21 protein-coding genes are annotated in these 17,929 nt (G+C 34.8%); 20 read left to right on the forward strand and 1 reads right to left on the reverse strand.

What is annotated here, in order from left to right:
- The first annotated feature begins 3 nt into the window (after positions 1 to 3).
- The 16 genes from flgL (at position 4) to ACTQ5K_RS00710 (ending at position 12,017) form a co-directional block, all read left to right on the forward strand.
- Positions 4 to 894 (forward strand): flagellar hook-associated protein FlgL, encoded by an 891-nt coding sequence (gene flgL / locus ACTQ5K_RS00635; RefSeq protein ID WP_154708630.1) that lies wholly within the window; start codon positions 4 to 6, stop codon positions 892 to 894.
- A gap of 25 nt (positions 895 to 919) precedes the next feature.
- Complete coding sequence (locus ACTQ5K_RS00640) at positions 920 to 1,216, forward strand: hypothetical protein (RefSeq protein WP_441993200.1); 297 nt, start codon at positions 920 to 922, stop codon at positions 1,214 to 1,216.
- A 21-nt stretch (positions 1,217 to 1,237) separates the two neighbouring features.
- The gene (locus tag ACTQ5K_RS00645; RefSeq protein WP_441993202.1) at positions 1,238 to 1,825 is read left to right on the forward strand and encodes a DUF6470 family protein; all 588 of its coding nucleotides are present in this window, start codon (positions 1,238 to 1,240) and stop codon (positions 1,823 to 1,825) included.
- A gap of 13 nt (positions 1,826 to 1,838) precedes the next feature.
- Positions 1,839 to 2,288 (forward strand): flagellar assembly protein FliW, encoded by a 450-nt coding sequence (gene fliW, locus ACTQ5K_RS00650; RefSeq protein ID WP_251627593.1) that lies wholly within the window; start codon positions 1,839 to 1,841, stop codon positions 2,286 to 2,288.
- Positions 2,289 to 2,292: 4 nt separating this feature from the next.
- Positions 2,293 to 2,514, forward strand: coding sequence for a carbon storage regulator CsrA (gene csrA, locus ACTQ5K_RS00655; RefSeq protein WP_251627591.1), 222 nt, complete (start codon positions 2,293 to 2,295; stop codon positions 2,512 to 2,514).
- A 255-nt stretch (positions 2,515 to 2,769) separates the two neighbouring features.
- Positions 2,770 to 4,434, forward strand: a complete 1,665-nt coding sequence (locus tag ACTQ5K_RS00660; protein WP_441993205.1) for a flagellin N-terminal helical domain-containing protein — start codon at positions 2,770 to 2,772, stop codon at positions 4,432 to 4,434.
- Between the two features lie 220 nt (positions 4,435 to 4,654).
- Positions 4,655 to 4,891, forward strand: coding sequence for a hypothetical protein (locus ACTQ5K_RS00665; RefSeq protein ID WP_441993207.1), 237 nt, complete (start codon positions 4,655 to 4,657; stop codon positions 4,889 to 4,891).
- Between the two features lie 37 nt (positions 4,892 to 4,928).
- Entirely contained in the window at positions 4,929 to 5,816 is an 888-nt protein-coding gene (locus ACTQ5K_RS00670; RefSeq protein ID WP_349204451.1) for a hypothetical protein, read from the forward strand.
- A 1,100-nt stretch (positions 5,817 to 6,916) separates the two neighbouring features.
- On the forward strand, positions 6,917 to 7,144 hold the full coding sequence (locus tag ACTQ5K_RS00675; RefSeq protein WP_349204450.1) for a hypothetical protein: 228 nt from the start codon (positions 6,917 to 6,919) through the stop codon (positions 7,142 to 7,144).
- Between the two features lie 7 nt (positions 7,145 to 7,151).
- Positions 7,152 to 7,892, forward strand: a complete 741-nt coding sequence (locus ACTQ5K_RS00680) for a hypothetical protein (protein WP_349204448.1) — start codon at positions 7,152 to 7,154, stop codon at positions 7,890 to 7,892.
- A gap of 103 nt (positions 7,893 to 7,995) precedes the next feature.
- Positions 7,996 to 8,235, forward strand: coding sequence for a hypothetical protein (locus tag ACTQ5K_RS00685; RefSeq protein ID WP_441993210.1), 240 nt, complete (start codon positions 7,996 to 7,998; stop codon positions 8,233 to 8,235).
- A 151-nt stretch (positions 8,236 to 8,386) separates the two neighbouring features.
- Positions 8,387 to 8,737: a flagellar protein FlaG gene (gene flaG, locus ACTQ5K_RS00690; RefSeq protein WP_031540566.1), complete on the forward strand. Its 351-nt coding sequence runs from the start codon at positions 8,387 to 8,389 to the stop codon at positions 8,735 to 8,737.
- Between the two features lie 15 nt (positions 8,738 to 8,752).
- Positions 8,753 to 10,294, forward strand: coding sequence for a flagellar hook-associated protein 2 (locus tag ACTQ5K_RS00695; protein ID WP_349204445.1), 1,542 nt, complete (start codon positions 8,753 to 8,755; stop codon positions 10,292 to 10,294).
- A 19-nt stretch (positions 10,295 to 10,313) separates the two neighbouring features.
- Positions 10,314 to 10,715 carry a flagellar export chaperone FliS gene (gene fliS / locus ACTQ5K_RS00700; RefSeq protein WP_154708615.1) on the forward strand — a complete coding sequence of 134 codons (402 nt, stop codon included), beginning with the start codon at positions 10,314 to 10,316 and terminating at the stop codon, positions 10,713 to 10,715.
- Positions 10,715 to 11,050 carry a flagellar protein FliT gene (locus ACTQ5K_RS00705; RefSeq protein ID WP_349204444.1) on the forward strand — a complete coding sequence of 112 codons (336 nt, stop codon included), beginning with the start codon at positions 10,715 to 10,717 and terminating at the stop codon, positions 11,048 to 11,050. Before fliS ends, ACTQ5K_RS00705 begins: the two co-directional genes overlap by 1 nt.
- A 205-nt stretch (positions 11,051 to 11,255) precedes the next feature.
- Complete coding sequence (locus ACTQ5K_RS00710) at positions 11,256 to 12,017, forward strand: transposase (RefSeq protein ID WP_441993213.1); 762 nt, start codon at positions 11,256 to 11,258, stop codon at positions 12,015 to 12,017.
- A 154-nt stretch (positions 12,018 to 12,171) separates the two neighbouring features.
- On the opposite strand, the gene ACTQ5K_RS00715 is transcribed toward ACTQ5K_RS00710, so the two are convergent.
- Positions 12,172 to 13,341: a glucose-1-phosphate adenylyltransferase gene (locus ACTQ5K_RS00715; RefSeq protein WP_311296729.1), complete on the reverse strand. Its 1,170-nt coding sequence runs from the start codon at positions 13,339 to 13,341 to the stop codon at positions 12,172 to 12,174.
- An 854-nt stretch (positions 13,342 to 14,195) separates the two neighbouring features.
- Here ACTQ5K_RS00715 and hpf point away from each other — a divergent pair.
- The 4 genes from hpf (at position 14,196) to ACTQ5K_RS00735 (ending at position 17,920) form a co-directional block, all read left to right on the forward strand.
- Positions 14,196 to 14,744, forward strand: coding sequence for a ribosome hibernation-promoting factor, HPF/YfiA family (gene hpf, locus ACTQ5K_RS00720; protein ID WP_031540560.1), 549 nt, complete (start codon positions 14,196 to 14,198; stop codon positions 14,742 to 14,744).
- Positions 14,745 to 15,014: 270 nt separating this feature from the next.
- Positions 15,015 to 15,464, forward strand: a complete 450-nt coding sequence (locus ACTQ5K_RS00725) for an Lrp/AsnC family transcriptional regulator (RefSeq protein WP_031540559.1) — start codon at positions 15,015 to 15,017, stop codon at positions 15,462 to 15,464.
- A 596-nt stretch (positions 15,465 to 16,060) separates the two neighbouring features.
- Positions 16,061 to 17,005 carry a nickel ABC transporter permease gene (gene nikB / locus ACTQ5K_RS00730; RefSeq protein ID WP_031540558.1) on the forward strand — a complete coding sequence of 315 codons (945 nt, stop codon included), beginning with the start codon at positions 16,061 to 16,063 and terminating at the stop codon, positions 17,003 to 17,005.
- A gap of 15 nt (positions 17,006 to 17,020) precedes the next feature.
- Entirely contained in the window at positions 17,021 to 17,920 is a 900-nt protein-coding gene (locus ACTQ5K_RS00735) for an ABC transporter permease (RefSeq protein ID WP_349204442.1), read from the forward strand.
- Positions 17,921 to 17,929: the final 9 nt, after the last annotated feature.

The following is a 17,929-nucleotide window of genomic DNA, read 5'->3' on the forward strand; positions in this document are numbered from 1 at the left end:
ATAATGCGTGTTACACAATCAATGGTGTCAGCAAACTCCCTTCGAAATATTAGCAATAGCTATAATAAATTAGCCGAGCTAAATAATCAGGTTGCAACAGGTAAAAAAATCACAAAGCCATCTGACGATCCAGTAGTTGCGATGAAAGGAATGTACTTCCGTTCCAATTTAAATCAAGTCGAACAGTACAAGCGAAATCTTTCAGAGTTACATTTATGGATGGATAATTCCGAGGCGGGAATTGAACAGGCAACAAGCGGGTTGGATCGCGTACGCGAACTTTTACTGCAAGGAAAAAATGGTACAAATGGTATTGATGAAAGATCTGCAATCGCAAAAGAAATTGCACAGATTAAAGACGATTTAGTAAATGTTGCTAATACACAAGTTAATGGAAAATACATTTTCCATGGTACGGATGTATCCAATCCGTTAGTAACGAGTGGTTCACCTCCTACTGTCGCAGCAAATATCAATGAACCAGCAATTGATAATTATGGGGTTGAAGTTTCTCAAGGAATTACAATGAAGGCAAATGTTAGTCCGGCTAGTACATTTAATCAAGAGATGTTTGATGTATTACAAGGAATTGAAGATAAATTCAATAGTAATGAAACAGAAGGATTAGACGATTTATTAGGTCGGCTTGATAATGTTATTAACTCAATGAACAGTGAAAGAGCAGAGCTTGGTGCAAGGTCTAATCGCTTGGAAATGGTAGAAGCGAGAATTGATGCACAGGAAGTAATGGCAACAAAGGTACTTTCTGATAATGAAGATGTCGATATGGAAAAGGCAATTACTGATTTATCTGTTCAGGAAAGTGTTCATAATGCAGCATTGGCAGTTGGCGCAAGATTGATTCAAACTTCTTTAATTGATTTCTTAACATAAAAATGGAAGGAGGCAAGCCTGACTATTGTTTTGGTCTGATGGTTTGGCTCCTATTTATTATTTTGTCTTTATTATTGGGGAAATTGACAAAAGGATAAAATACATGCTTTTAAATAGGTTGGTTGCTTTTCGTTCCAGGATGCTCGCTTTCCGCGGGGCGGGCGGTGAGCCTCCTCAACGTTCCGTCTGTGGGGTCTCACCTGTCCCGCATTTCCCGCAGGAGTCTCGCACCTTCCACTACAATCAACCAGTTATTAAAAGGGATTTAGTCGTTGAATTTTTATATAACAACAGTTTTCAGAATATAGTAAAAAAACTATAAAGTAGAAAAGGATGTGAATGTATGTTTCCGCAAATTAGATTACAATCGACACCTGCGCGTTTGGATATGTCTGTAGATAAGGGGTCATTAGAGATTCGACAAAAACAGGCAGAATTAGAGATAGAACAGCCAAAAGCAGAGTTAACGATCGAAAGAAGATCGTCTCAATTGACAATTGATCAAACAAAGGCAAGGGAAGATGTTGGCTATAAAAGTGTGCCACGGATGATTGAAGATGCTGCGGTAGAGGGAAAGCAGGCGGTGATGGAAGGGATAGCAAGAAGAGGACAAGAGCGCGATGAATTGCTACAAATCCAAAATGGTGGAAACCCTATTGCTGCCCAGGCTAAAAGAAATAGTCAAGGAAGTCCGAAACAATTTGGCATAGGCTGGATTCCTTCTCCAAATAGTGTCCAAATTAATTATGACCCAGGAGAAGTGAATGTTTCGATTGAACCGAAAAAAGCGGTCATTAATACTAAAATAAACAATCCTGAAATTAATTACACGCCTGCTAAAGTTAATATCCAACTAGCACAGTATCCATCTTTAGAGATAGACTTTGAAAATTTAAAGTATATTGGGGTAAACTATGAACAATACATATAAAGGAATGATGTAAGTGAAAATAGCGACGAAATATCATGGTGAAAAAGAAATACAAGAAAAAGAAGTCATTACATTTCCACAAGCAATTCCTGGTTTTCCCGAAGAAAAGGAATTTGTTCTCTTACCCCTTGATGAGGAAGGACAATTTATTGTCTTACAATCTGTGGGAAATCAACAATTAGCTTTTGTACTGTCCAATCCCTTTACCTTTTTTCAGGAGTATGATTTTACTTTAGAGGATTATATTGTTGAGCTATTGGAATTAGAATCAGAAGAAGATATCCTAGTTTTTAGTATATTAACTGTTCATGATCCATTTGAAAAGACAACAGCAAATCTGCAAGCACCTGTTGTCATTAATAGTGAGAAGAATATCGCAAAGCAAGTCATTTTAAATGAACCGAATTATCATACAAAACACCCGTTATTTGAAAAATCAAAACCAATATTGGTGAAGGGGTGATTCAATGTTAGTTCTTACAAGGAAAAAAGGTGAAGTAATAAAAATTGGGGATGATATTGAAATCACTATTGTTGCCTCTAAGGGAGAACAAGTTAAAATTGGTATTTCAGCCCCAAAGAGTGTAGAAATATATCGTAAAGAAGTATATGAAGAAATTATTGCAGAAAATCAACAGGCTTCTGTGGATGTTGCAACAGTTATGAATTTGTTTAAAGGGAAGTATTGAATTAGAATTGTATATTAGAAACGGCGTAGCTGATAGAGGCTATGCTTTTTATTTGTTAAAAACTCTATTAAAATAGCTATCTCTAAAATCTTTTAATAAAAAAATAAAAAATACTATCAAAAAACTATTAAACTTTGAATGGCAAAGACGATATATAAAGTAAGAGGCGGAAGGGCGGCCGACCTTCCTAACTCCAATAAAAATAATCATGTTCACAAGGATGTGAACACCTAAATTCAAGGAGGAAAACAAACAATGAGAATTAATCATAATATTGCTGCATTGAACACTTATCGTCAGTTGAATAGTGCTTCAGGTGCTCAATCAAAATCAATGGAGAAATTATCTTCTGGTCTTCGTATTAACAAAGCTGGAGATGACGCTGCTGGTCTAGCAATCTCCGAAAAAATGCGTGGGCAAATTCGTGGGTTAGATATGGCTGCTAAAAATGCACAAGATGGTGTAAGTATGCTGCAAACTGCTGAAGGAGCTTTAAATGAAACACATTCTATCCTTCAACGTATGCGTGAATTATCAGTACAATCTTCTAATGATACGAATACAGATGCTGACCGTGAGTCAATCAACACTGAAATTAATCAGTTAAAAGAAGAGATTGACCGCATTGGAAATACTACAGAATTTAATACAAAAAAACTTATTGATGGTTCTATTGGTGAGAAGAAGATAGCTGGTACTGATAATGCAGCAGTGGTTAGTGAAGCATTAGGAAAGCAAACTAAAGCAACTACTGGAGCTTTAGCAGTAGCTTTTAATGGAGGAACAGCAAAAATAGCAAACATTGATGCTGATGTAAGTTCTTCTATTAAAGTTGATGGAGCAGATATTAATTTTACAATTAAACAGGCTGACATTCAGGGCGCGACAAATATTGATGACTTTGCTAAGTTATCTCAAGACACTATCAATGCTGCTATTGATAAATACAATTCGGATTTCGGCACTGATGTAGCTCATATTACAGTAGCAAAAGATGCTACTGCACCAACTAAATTAGTATTCACTTCAGGCTCTGAAGGTGGCGATTCTACAATTGATATTACAGCCGATGCTGAAACTGGCAAAAATCAATATTGGGAAATCGCAGGTATAGCACCTGCCACTGGTAGTCCAACTACATCTGTAACTGGTAGTGAAGGTATTTTTGATGCGGCAGGAGCAGCAAAACTTGGTGCGGTTGATGCAGCTGATACTTCAAAAGTGACAATTGATGGGGTTGAATTAGAAGTTACTTGGGCTTCAGTTGGAGGAGCTTCTGCAACAGCAGGAACTACTACATTAGAGTCTTTATCGGATGAATTTGCAAAGGATATTAACGATACAATTGATGATTATAATGCCACTGTACCATCTGACAAACAGATTAAGAACGTAACCGTAGGTGTTAAAGATGGTTCATTTGTTGTAACTAGCGGTTCTGATAAAGCAACAAGTAGTATTAAGTTTGACGATAGTGAAGCAGCTCAATTATTAGGGGTGGCTAAGCAAAATAGTGCAACTCAAGGTGGTGGAGTTGACTTCCAAATCGGAGCTAACCAAACTCAAAAAATGAAAGTTACCATTGAAGATATGCGTACTGATGCTTTAGGAATTAAAGATATCGATTTATCTAATAAAGCAGGTGCAGAAGAAGCAATTACTAAAATTAATGATGCGATTGAAAAAGTATCAACTCAACGTTCTAACCTTGGTGCATTCCAAAACCGTTTAGAACACACAATCAATAACTTAGGTACTTCTTCTGAAAACTTAACAGCTGCTGAGTCTCGTGTACGTGACGTTGACATGGCGAAAGAAATGATGGAACAAACAAAGAATTCTATTCTTTCTCAAGCCGCACAAGCAATGTTGGCTCAATCAAATCAAATGCCACAAGGAGTATTACAACTTCTTCGTTAATTTGATTCGAAGGGCGTCTAGCTTGGTAACGAGCTGGAGTACAACTGGGTGAATTGCTGGAACTTCCTAAAGCTTCATCAACCACAACGTAACTGGAAATGGTCAGCGTGAAGGTGTGAAAATGATGAGGATGACACAATGGATAATCAGCAGCCAAGCTCCTGTGAGGAAACTCTGGAGAAGGTTCAACGACTAGAGAACACGGTCTAAGGTGAATGCTATGACTATGAATCTCGTAGGGCAGCAACAGCTGTTCGAAGTGCCCAGCTCCATGGAAAACATGGATGAAGATATAGTCTATTCTGTAATCGAAAGATACAGTCGCAAAGCAAGCGAACCAACAACCACAAGGAGTTCTACAACTTCTTCGTTAATATTAGATTATTTGGAAGGGACTCTAGTTATGCTAGGGTCTCTTTTACTAATGTACTTAGTTGAATGGATAATAATTAATTAGTTGGAAATTCAAACAGATTAAATATAAGGATGGGTTTATGGAAAAAGCAGCCTTTGAGGAAAAATCTTATGAAGGTCCTCTTAATACACAACTTTTATTTAACAATCATATCTATTGGCCCCCCGGTCAAGTATTTGAGGAGCATTTTGGAATAGATTCTGCATTAAACGCTCAAAACCCTAATTTTTGGTTATTGTTTGGTCTTAGTTCGCCTATGAATGGTGTTATAGTTGATGATTTTAACTGGGGTTATATATGGAGACGAATAGACTCAAAAAAGCAGTTGCCAACATTTAATCTTAACCTTTTTGTACAGGCAAAGAGACCTGAGTATTTATATGGAAGAAACAACCAGTATGCACGTAATGGGATTAAAGGATCATATTATAGGTTCGAAGTAATGGAACACCAACAAAAAGCTCTAGAAAGGCTAGCGACTAAACTAGGTAATAAAGCATTAATTGTTTACGCGTGTCCAGTATTTCATTCTAATAATGATTTATTTAGACATATACATAATCATTCACTTGTTGAAAACTCTACGTTTGTCCGAGCAACTAATATGAAAAATCATAAAAGATGGGTATTTGATGAACCGGGAACAATTGGGTTAGCCTGTTCCGAGATTGAGAGAATCAAAGATGAACCATTTTCAGTAATAATTCAAAATATGTTGAATGAAACGTTACAACTGGATTCAATACCAGAAATCGCCTTGAAAAATTTAATTCATATTGAATCGATAATTGTAAAAGAGTTTAGTGATCTTAGGGATAGGAATGAAATAGCGGAAGAATTTTTTAGGAGAGATAGTTTATTAAGGGACCAATTTGAGAGAGCTTTTAATGAGCCAAAATTGAGATCATATATCCGAATTATTTCAATGACCGTACTTTTGAACTTAAACTGGTATGTTTTTGGGTAGTTTGATGGAGTCAAGGGTGAAGTGACGTCTGAGAAATGCTAAGATTTATGGTATAGAAGGCAAAGGATTTAGATAGAATCTTCATAGAATAGAAATTACGATATCTTTCCTTTCTTGAACATTTTAATTTAAAACATTACAATATTTTTGGATTTTCATAAACCGAGTAGGATAAATCTTCTAAGTCTAACAGTAATGATGGGTGAAATCCATAGGTGAAATAATATATATCAGGAGTATTGTGAATCCGAAGTGCTAGACCCTCACTAAACACGAGAGGTTGATGATATAGTTATTCATTTATATAAGTAAGTATTCGCTTAATCTAATCAAATGCCACAAGGAGTATTACAATTTCTTCTTTAATTTTTGTTTTTATGAGGGAGACTCTAATTTTTGCTTGGTTTCTTTTTAAATTTTAATGTATGGTTAAGATGAGATTTCGATTAGATGATAGAGTTAAAGTAGTAAATATAAACTAGAATCATTCTAAGCAAGTATAGCAACTATTGTAAACGATTATTGGAATAAAAGGTAAAAAAATTTAAAAGAGGATTTTAGAAGAAAACGCTTATAACATTAAGTTTGATAATAGAACCAATTTTTTATTTTACGATGATGAAATAGAATTAATGTAAGGAAGTTTTTTACGTTCCTTTTTTGAATCACTGAATCAATATTAAAAATAAGAATATATTGAACATTCATGATTATAATAATGTTCGTCAAAATGTGATTTCTCTCTTTGGAGGGAGATCCTTTTTCCATTGAAGAAGGAGAAAAGATGATGTATATAGACTAGGTTATAGGAACAATGTACAAGTTATTTATCATTTAGGACAAAAGAAAGGATGTAGGTTATAACCGCCGTAATTTTTATCATGAAGAAATAGATTATTGCTCATTGGAATGCTCTGATATGTGGATGATGAAGAGTGGATTGCTGATTATGGAACAAGGAAGTATCTGCTCGAAGTTTTGAAGGCGATCGCTTTCTCTTCATCAATTTACAAAAAAATCTCATGAAATTTTCTGAATGTTTATATGATCGTATTTTTGTGGAAAATAGAAATAAAACTCTTATGAAAAGGAGGTAAATCGTGGACAATTATAGAAATAGTAGCTACAGAAAAGAAAAGAAAAAGGAAAATGGAGTGATACGATTGATGCCAACAACTATTAAACAGTCAACAGGAAAAGTTGATACTGTGAGAAAATCTGATTTTAGTAAGGAAAAGAAAAAGAGTGCACGTGAAATCCAAGATGAAATTGGCATTTATGGTGCATTTGGTCGCACACTTGTAGATTTACACAAACAAGGAAGGTAGTTGTCAAATGGACTATATTATTGATGCTGAGCAAATGAATAATGAGAATTTATTTAAAGCATCTGTTTATTTGGATGCTTGTTTTATTTTGGCGTACCTAGATAAAACAGATCTCAGAAAGCTGGATGTAGCCGATACTCTTGATATTTGGGCGGAAAATGAGGTGAAGCTTGGATATAGTAATCATACCTTTACCGAAGTAACCAATCGCTTATTTCAAATGTTAGTATTAGGTTCCCTTCAGGTTTATCATGAAAAAAAACAACTTCTTAACAATACAAGGAATGGATTTGATAAATTAAGTGATGACGAAAAAGGAAAATTAATTAATCTAGATTCTGCTCGATATCTTTACAGAGTAGCTAAAGATGAAGATATACTAAGGTTTTACAACAGAGAAGTAGCAGCAAATGTCGGTGAGTTAATTAAACGGGCAAAAGAAGACCAAAACAAACGGTATTTGTTGGATATTTTTTACCATCTTGCATTGGAAATTTTTAATAATTTTATTCGGAAAATGAGAGAAGAACTCGAATTTGAGGTAGAATTGTTCTCTGATGGTTTTGAGGAAAATGAGTTAGCTAAAGTACATATGCAACTAACCCAGCTGGATTCAACTGATTCGGTTCATTTAGCTATTGCAAGAATAAATGAATTTGATTATTTAGCCACTTTGGATAGCGATTTTGTGCATGATTATTACCCAAATGTTGATGGATTAGCTATGAAAATTATCAAGGTTGCATAAGAGTTTTAAACTTTTAATTTTGACTTTAATATAGAAGAGTCTAGTATTTATATTAGGTTCTCTTTTTTCTGTAAGAAAGCTTATAATTACTGGGGGTCTGGAAATGGATAAAAATATTAAAGAATATAAAGAATTTCTTGAAGATGAATTAAAAAGAAGTAAGGAACATTCTACCATCTTAGATGAAATTAATATAAAACTTCACGAAATGAGAGAAATAGCAGAGTATGCATTAAATAATAATCTGACCAAGGAAGAAACTAATAGATTGAATTCCCGACTCATCGCATTAAAGGAAGAAATTATCGAATTAGAAAAAGGATTATTTTATATAGTTCAATAATCCTAATGTTTTTAATAATGGCAATTAGTACTATCCTACATAGTACATTCCTCTCTAAAATAACTTCTTTCCTTTTATTCCTTAAATATCTCTCAAAATAACCGATATAAGATATATAAATTCTAGTTGTAGCCACAGGGGGATAATTAAAATGATAGAACGAATTGGTTCCCAACAAAATCTTTACACATCTAGACAAGCGGAAAATATAAATGGTATAGAGAAAACAGTAGATAGTAAAATGGATGCTCCATTGCAGCTTTATGGTCCAAAACCAAATAAAGAGCAATTAGATGAAGTAATTGAAAGTATTAATGCTTTTATGCAGCCTTCCCATACTTCTTTGAAGTTTGAGCTTCATGAGAAATTAAATGATTATTATGTAACGGTAATTGATGATGATACGAAAGAAGTAGTCCGCGAAATTCCTTCTAAGAAAATGCTCGATATGTATGCAGCAATGAAGGAATTTATGGGCTTAGTGATTGATGAAAAGATTTAGAAGAGGTGAGTTAGGATGGTATTAAGAATTGGTGGATTAGCTAGTGGAATGGATATTGATACCCTTGTTGAACAGTTAATGACAGCAGAAAAGGTACCACTAGATAAGATAAATCAGAAAAAGACATATACAGAATGGCAGCGAGATGACTACCGTGAGATGAATTCTTTGTTGCTAGATTTAGATACTACTATTTTTAATGGAGTGGCAAAGGAAGCAAGTTATATTAAGAAGACAGTGGCTATATCTAATTCGGATGCACTATCTGTAAAAAATGTCAATTCGACGATTGATTTTTCGGGTACAGTAAAAATAGAAGAAATTGCATCTGCTGCATCCATGCATAGTTATACAAAATCTAGGGTTACCGATTCTTCAAAACCTCTTAGTGAATATGGTTTAACAGCAGACCAGACAATAACAATTAGTGCGATTAACAAAGATGGAGTAATGCAAGAAAAGCCTTATGAGCTAACTATTACTAAAGAAGATACATTGGATAGCATCATTTCTAAAATTAATAAAGATTCTGGAGTAACAGCTTTCTATGATACTTTTACGCAAAAGATTTCCTTTACTGCTAAAAATACAGGGAATATTGCTGGTTCAGGAGATATTGATCGTACACCAGAGATTATTCTCACTGATACTGGTGATGGGCAAGTTGGAAATAAGTTCTTTAATAATATTTTAGGGATTAATTCTAATAATGTTCTTGCAGCAGATAAAGATGCAGGAAATGCTGGAACCAACGCTAAAGTTGAATACAATGGGCTAGAAATCACTCGTCCATCCAACACCTTCACCATCAATGGAGTAGAATTCACTGCCAAAAAAGTTACAACAGATCCAGTAACATTCTCTTCTACACCAGATGTGGACAGCATTTTAGATACAATTACCCAATTCGTTAATAAATATAACGAAGCAGTAGAAAAAATCCGTGCCAAAACAACAGAATCAAAGTATCGTGACTATGCTCCTCTAACAGATGCACAGAAGGAAGATATGACAGAGGATGAAATTGAAAAATGGGAAAAACTAGCAAAAAGTGGTACATTGAAAAATGATTCCATATTAACGAATGTTTTATCAAAAATGCGTTCTAATTTTAGCTCACCTGTTAGCGGAACATCTACCTACACACAACTATCGCAAATTGGAATTACCACAACTGCCAATTATTTAGATGGTGGGAAGCTAACGATTGATGAAGATAAACTAAGAGAGGCAATTTCTGCAGATCCAAACGCTGTCTATGAACTTTTTCAAAAGGATGGTGACACAAGTTCGGAACAAGGAATTGCTCGTCGCTTAAGAGATAGCTTAAAAACAGCGATGACGGATATCACAGCAAAAGCAGGGAAGGCTTCTAGTGTAAATAATACATTTACACTCGGAAAGGTATTAAATAATTATTCTGACCAAATAACCCGGTTTGAGGATAAATTAGAGATGCTTGAATCCCGCTATTGGGCTCGTTTTACAGCAATGGAAACGGCAATCAACAAGGCAAACAGCCAGTCTACGTATTTAACAAGTATGTTTAGTTCTTAATAAAAAGGAGATTTAAAAAATGGCCATTTCTAATCCATATCAATCCTATCAGCAAAATGCAGTAAATACTGCCTCTGCTGGAGATTTAACATTAATGCTTTATAACGGCTGTCTAAAATTTTTACACTTAGCCAAAAAAGCAATTGATGAGAAAGATATTCCAACACGCAATTTAAATATCCAAAAATCACAAAATATCATTAAGGAATTAATGGTAACATTAAATATGGATATTCCAATTTCACAAAATTTGATGTCGTTGTATGATTATATGAATCGTCAGTTGATTAAGGCAAATATTGAGAATAATAGGGCGCTTATTGAAGAAGTAGAATCACTAGTGACTGAATTCCGTGATACATGGAAAGAGGCGATTGTTCTTAATCGTCAAAAACAGCATGGTCAGGGCGGCCAAGCATAATGGAAGCATTAAAGCGATGCTATGCTATTACGAATGAATTGGTGGAGCTGTTAAAGGGTGAATCGGAAGTAGATACGGAGAAAGTCAATCAGCTTCTCGATCAAAGGCAAGCTTGTCTGACACTTCTTACGTCACCAACGACAGAAACCGAACAGAAAATCGGACAGGCTCTCTTGCAGCAAGATAAAGAATTGGTTGCATTGCTACAAAAAGAAAAGCAATCGATTCAAAAAGAAATAAGAAGCCTAGAATACAAAAAAAAATCCAATCAGAAATATGTTAATCCATATCAATCCTTGCAAACGGATGGCATGTTTTACGATAAACGCAAATAGTGGGTCAAGGGGCCAGGTTCCTTGTCCCACTTTTTTTCTGTTTAGTTAGAGGATTAGCTTTATTTTTGTTGAAATAAGTAGGCAGAGTTATTTCTCTTCTCTTTTTCTCCTTCTTTTTCCACATGTTAAAACCTTCTATCATCCATTCCCGAAAACGAATAAATCTCTAGGAGTAAATTTAGTTATTGTATGGAGGTGGTGCTTATTGGCAAGAAATCCAAGAAAAAAGAGTGTGAATGGTATTTATCACATTATTATAAGAGGTATTAATAGACAAATTATTTTTGAAGATAACGTGGATAAAATCCAATACTTAAAAACATTAAAAAAGTATAAGGGGATTTGTAAGTTTAAGTTATATGGTTATAGTTTGATGGATAATCATATTCATCTTTTGTGTAAAGAAACAGATGAATCTATTTCAGAGATAGTGAAGAGAATTAGCTCCAGTTATGTCCATTGGTATAATGCAAAATATGATAGGAGTGGCCATTTGTTTGAGGGGCGGTTTAAAAGTGAGACCGTTGAAGATGTGAGATACTTTTTAACGGTGCTTCGATATATTCATCAAAATCCACTAAAAGCTGGTGTATCAAAGAATGTTTTGAATTGTAAATGGACGAGCATAAGCGAGTATATGGATAAACCTAATTTGGTTGATACAGAACTTGCTCTTCAACTATTTTCGAGTGATGAGAAGAAAGCATTAGAATTATTTAAAGCATATTCTTTTGAACTTAATGAAGAGAACTGTTTAGATTCGAATAACGCTGTTAAAGTTGCTGATGAAGAAGTTTTGAAAATAATGAGGAGTTTAGAAATACCCAATAATGCTACCCTACAGAAACTGAATAAAAAAGAGAGAGATAAATTATTAAAGAAGCTGAAATGCATAGAAGGAGTAACTATTAGACAAATAGCAAGACTTACTGGCATATCCAAAAGCGTTGTTCAGCGTGCAAAGTAAGAAGAAGGAGATGAAAACAGAAGAAAGGGAGCGAATATCCAATTGTGGATACTTGCTCCCTTTTTCCTTTTAAGTTAAGCTGGGACAGAGAACCTGACCCCACTGTCCCACTGAGAACTGGGACAAGGAACCTGACCCCCACTGTCCCAGTTATTTAAATCACCCGAGACAACCCAACACGAGTCTGCTTATTCTCCACATTCTCACCAATCAACACAATCTCCGAATCTGCGTCTTCTGGTGCAATAATGCTATGATCCTCCACTTTTACTTTACAAGCAGTGACACTTTTTTCGATGACTACATTTTCACCGATAACGGTTCCAGGAAGGAGTACGGAGTCTTTAACGATTGATCCTTTTCCGATAATGACATCATGGAAGATGACAGAGTTTTCTACTGTTCCATAAATTTCGCAGCCTTCACTAATAATGGAGCGTTTTACGGTAGCGGAAGATTCAATATAGGATGGGGCAAAGCAGTGTTCGTGGGTAAATACGGTCCAGTCTTTGTCATTTAGAAAGATATTGCTTTCTTTTGATAATAAGTCCATATTTGCTTCCCAGAAGCTGTCGATTGTCCCAACGTCTTTCCAGTAGCCTTTAAACGTATAGGCGTGTAATTTGCGGTTATCTGTAAGCATGGCAGGAATAATATCTTTCCCAAAATCCTTTGATGATAATTCATTTTTTTCTTCTTTTTGTAAATAGTTTTTAAGTGTTTTCCATTTAAAGATATAGACACCCATTGAAGCAAGATTTGACTGTGGGTTAGCTGGCTTTTCCTCGAAATCAACGATGCGGTTGCTTTTGCTGTCTGTATTCATGATTCCGAAGCGGCTAGCTTCTTCCCATGGAACTTCTGTCACAGAAATCGTTGCATCTGCGCCTGTTTTTATATGCTGTTGTAACATTAGGTTGTAATCCATTTTATAAATATGGTCGCCAGAAATAACGAGAACATATTCCGGGTTATACTGGTCAATATAGGATATATTTTGATAGATAGCATGTGCTGTACCATCATACCAGCGTTCTTCTGTACCACATTGGTATGGAGGAAGGATGCTTAGTCCGCCATCTCTGCTGTCCAAATCCCAATCTTTTCCGTCTTTAATGTAATTTTGCAGTACATGTGGCTGGTATTGTGTTAGTACACCAACGGTATCTATTCCTGAATTACGGCAATTGCTTAAAGTGAAATCAACTATACGATATTTTCCTCCAAATGGTACTGCTGGTTTCGCTAATTCTTCTGTTAGTTTTTTTAGTCTTGTCCCTCTTCCTCCAGCTAAAAGCATTGCGATACATTTTTTATTCAAAATAGATCCCTCCAGTATGCGTTGTCAAATCTTCCATTGTTAGAATTTCAAGAGAAAGTAAGATGCTCCTTATTTTTCCAGAATTTTTTCAAATTTTAAGAACATCTCTTAAAAAGAAAATGTTCCTCACGTTTCTATCAAGTAAGTAGATCTATTTCGTTATAAACGATCATCTTCCCAAAGTTTATAAAAGTACTCTTCCTCTTCCATTTCTTTTAATTCTGCTTCATGCTGATTTTGTAAAATTTTTTCACTCATTCATTGTACCTCCAAGTTAATTTCTTAATGTGTTCATTGTAGCAAATATAAAACAATGAATTGTAAAAATATTTTGATTAATTTCGATAAATCTCGACACAAACCTAGGTGATGATACTCACAATTACATCTTTTGTTAGGAATATAGGCTTCTCCTCATAGATTATGTCGAAATGTTTTTAAATAGTGCAATTGGTTGTCTAGATATTTAACAACAATAGAATTAACCTTTAATACGAAAAATACTAGTATTGACGGCCTTTTGCCTATCTAAATTCTTAAAATAACTAATTCTTTTAGCAGGAATAAGTTTCTTTATATTTAAGGAACGTGACGTTTTATTTATGCTGTATATATATCCTGTCCGCCGTTGATTGAAACATTTTCTGACATAAAAATTTGCTGGAATTATTATACTAATAAATTTCCTCATAAAAATGTTCACAAGTTTGTCGAAATTTCATATCGTTTTAGCAGGATTTTAGTAGGGTAGGCTAGAAATATATAGTATAGTCAAAATGATTCCTTCTAGGTATATTTCTATTTACCATTAGGAAAAAATAAGACTTGCACTGGAAATTATAAAGGAGGAGTAACTTATGAATTTCAACATTAGAGGAGAAAACATTGAGGTAACTCCAGCAATTAGAGAGTATGTCGAGAAGAAAATATCCAAATTAGAAAGATATTTTTCTGAAACACCAGATGCAAAAGTAAACGTCAACCTTAAAACATATAATGACAAAACGTCTAAGGTCGAGGTTACGATTCCAATGTCCCAGCTGCTGTTGCGTGCAGAAGAAGACCATATGGACATGTACGCAGCAATCGATTTAATCTCAGATAAATTAGAAAGACAAATAAGAAAACATAAAACAAAAGTAAATCGTAAGCATAGAGAAAAAGGCAATTTAAATGAACTATTCGGTTCTTATGAAAGTGTGCCAAGTGGTGAGGATGAAGAACAAGAGCTAGAAATCGTTCGCCAAAAACGCTTCAACCTAAAACCAATGGACAGCGAAGAAGCCATCCTGCAAATGGATTTATTGGGCCATAACTTCTTCGTCTATACAGATGCTGAAACAAATAACACGAATATCGTCTACAAACGAAAAGATGGAAAATACGGATTAATAGAAGCACAATAAAAGACAAACCTGCAGCGAAAAGCTGCAGGTTTTATTCATAAAGTAAGACGGTGAAAAGATATTGTGAAATATAAAATATCAATATAAGCATTCAAAAAATAAGCCTCTCTTTTTGTACATCATATATGTCAATAGACAAACTCTCCAAATTCCTAAAGCTAATTTGTAATTCGCATTTGAAAGTTTGAAAATTCTAAAAAATACTTCCCTATTTTTAAAGGAAAGGCTATAATGAGACATGATTTAAAACAGAAGATGCGTGGTGGTTACATGAAATTGGATGAAACAGATAAAAAGATATTAGAATTACTTACAGCAAATGGCAGGCTGTCCTATGTGGAGATCGGGAAAGAACTAAATTTGTCACGAGTGGCAATCAGAGAAAGAGTCAGTCAATTAATCGAAAATGGAGTCATTGAAAAATTTAGTGCTGTCATCAATTCCGAAAAAGTAGGTAAGACGGTTTCGGCCTTTTTTGAAGTGGACTGTGAGCCAGCTTCCCTTATTCAAGTAGCACAAACGCTTGCGGAAAATCCAGTTGTAGCAAGCTGCTATCAAATGACAGGGCCAAGTACTTTGCATATGCACGTCCTAGTGGAAGACTTTGAAGCGTTAGAAAGCTTCACGAACAATGAACTATATTCCTTAGAAGGTATAACACGAGTAGAGAGCCATATCCTTTTAAGAAGATTTAAAAGTAGAAATGGCTTAAAAATTTGATACATAGCAAAGAAAAATCAAATCCATTCGGTTTGATTTTTTTGTTTTTATACGAAACGTATTCAGAAATTCTATAATATATTTTTCAGTAAAAGGAAATAAAAACCGACGACTCGTGTTTTTATTGCAAAATTCTACAAATTTCTTCTGAAAAAGTTTATAGGTAAATGATGGAACCTTTTATTTTATTGGAATAGTAATGCTCTTTTTAATTCTTTATCTAAAGAAGACTTTTTGTGAGAGATAATCCTAAATTTAATAGAATAATGTATATTAATACCTATTTTTGAATGATTATTAGAGAAGTGTTTCTATAGTCTTTTCCTTTTCCGTATTAGTAGAAATCTTTGTGAAAAACATATTATTATTTCGGAAAACTAAATGATAGGGAAACGAAAAGGTTTACAATGATTCTGTTAATATTGAATATATAAAATTATTAAATTTTTTTGAAAAATCACTAGAATTCTTATTATAACTATCTTATAATCATGAATATTAAATATTTGCTTTCGTTTGTTAATTAAATAAAGAAATTTAGTTTACTTTTGAAAGTGGAAATTGGTTATTTTTACAAAGAGGGGAAGGTGAGACGGTTGATCTCGATGATTATTAGAAGGTTATTTCAGCTAGTATTATTGCTTATTGGAATATCTTTCTTAGTTTTTGCTAGTATGCACTTGGCACCGGGGGATCCAGCTTCAATCATAGCAGGACCAACAGCATCATCTTCTGATATTGATGCGATTAAAGAAAGCTTAGGATTGAACAAACCCTTTCTTGTACAGTATTGGGATTATCTAAAAAATGTCTTACAGGGTGATCTAGGTTATTCTTATCAGACGAAACAATCTGTATCAGAAGCTATCGCCATAAGATTTCCAAATACTTTGAATTTAGCGATAGCAAGTATCATTGTTGCAATCGTCATTGGGTTGGTTGCTGGTATTATTTCAGCACTCAAGCAAAACTCATGGCTAGATGTATTTAGCACGGTATTTTCCTTAGGTGGGATATCAATTCCAAACTTTTGGCTAGGCTCCATCTTAATTTTAGTATTTGCCGTGAATCTGCAAATACTGCCGGTCGGTGGATTAGATGCTCCATTTTGGACGATAGAAGGAATGCAACAGTTAATTCTGCCTGCTATTACATTAGGAACAGGTTCAGCTGCAATGATTGCCAGGATGAGTCGTTCTTCGATGCTAGAAGTCATTCAAGCTGATTATGTACGAACAGCAAGAGCAAAAGGGGTAAAAGAAAGTTCCATTATTGGTGTTCATGCAATGAAAAATGCAATGATTCCAGTCATTACCGTAATTGGCGTTAACTTTGGAGGATTATTAGGAGGAACAATTATTACGGAACAAGTTTTTGCGATAAACGGTGTTGGAAGATTAATGATTGATGCGATTGCTTCAAGAGATTTTCCAATGGTGCAAGGTTCTGTATTATTGGTAGCTTCCCTCTTTGTTTTAGTCAATTTAATCGTAGATATTATATATGTATTTGTAGATCCAAGAATCAGCTATGACAATTAGGAAAGGGGGAAACCAATGGAAACTGTACCAAATCCACAACTATCTCCAGCTGTGAAGAAAGTGAAAAAAGATTCCTTTCTATTAGACACTTGGAAAAAATTAATTAAAAATCGGTTAGCGGTCGTTGGGTTGATTATTATTATTTTGCAAATAGTTATAGCAATAGCTGCACCGTTAATCACAAGCTATGATCCTGCTCGTCAAAACCTCGAAGCAACTGAATTACCAATGTTCACGGAAGGGCACTGGCTCGGTACAGATAATTATGGGCGTGATATGTGGAGCAGAATTGCTTATGGAGCAAGAATTTCTCTTGTAGTAGGTAGTATTGCCGTCGCTCTTGGATTAGTTGGCGGGATTACATTAGGGTTATTAGCAGGATATTATCGTAAATTAGATGGAATTATTATGAGGATAGTAGACTTATTATTTTCCTTTCCAGGCATTTTGCTTGCAATGCTTATCATTGCTGTGCTTGGTACGAGTTTAGTAAATGTTGCGATTGCGATAAGTATCTGGTCCATTCCTTCTTGTGCCAGAATTGTCAGAGGCTCTGTCTTATCAGTGAAAAAACAAGAATATGTCTTGGCAATGAAATCACTGGGAGCAAGTGATGTACGCATTATGTTCAAGCATATTTTGCCAAACTGTACAGCACCAATTATCGTGTTTGCAACGATGCGGATGGCAACAGCCATTCTATCCACTGCATCCCTCAGTTATTTAGGATTAGGGGCTCAGCCGCCGACACCTGAATGGGGAGCAATGATATCACAAGGCCAGGCGTATATGTGGACATCTCCTCATATGACGATTATTCCTGGTATTGCCATTATGCTTACAGTGTTTGCGTTTAATGTTGTCGGTGATGGATTAAGAGATGCGCTCGATCCGAATATGAAAGTTAATCAATAACAAATACAT

This window comes from Niallia sp. Sow4_A1, assembly GCF_052116745.1.
Taxonomy (GTDB): Bacteria; Bacillota; Bacilli; order Bacillales; family Cytobacillaceae; genus Niallia; species Niallia hominis.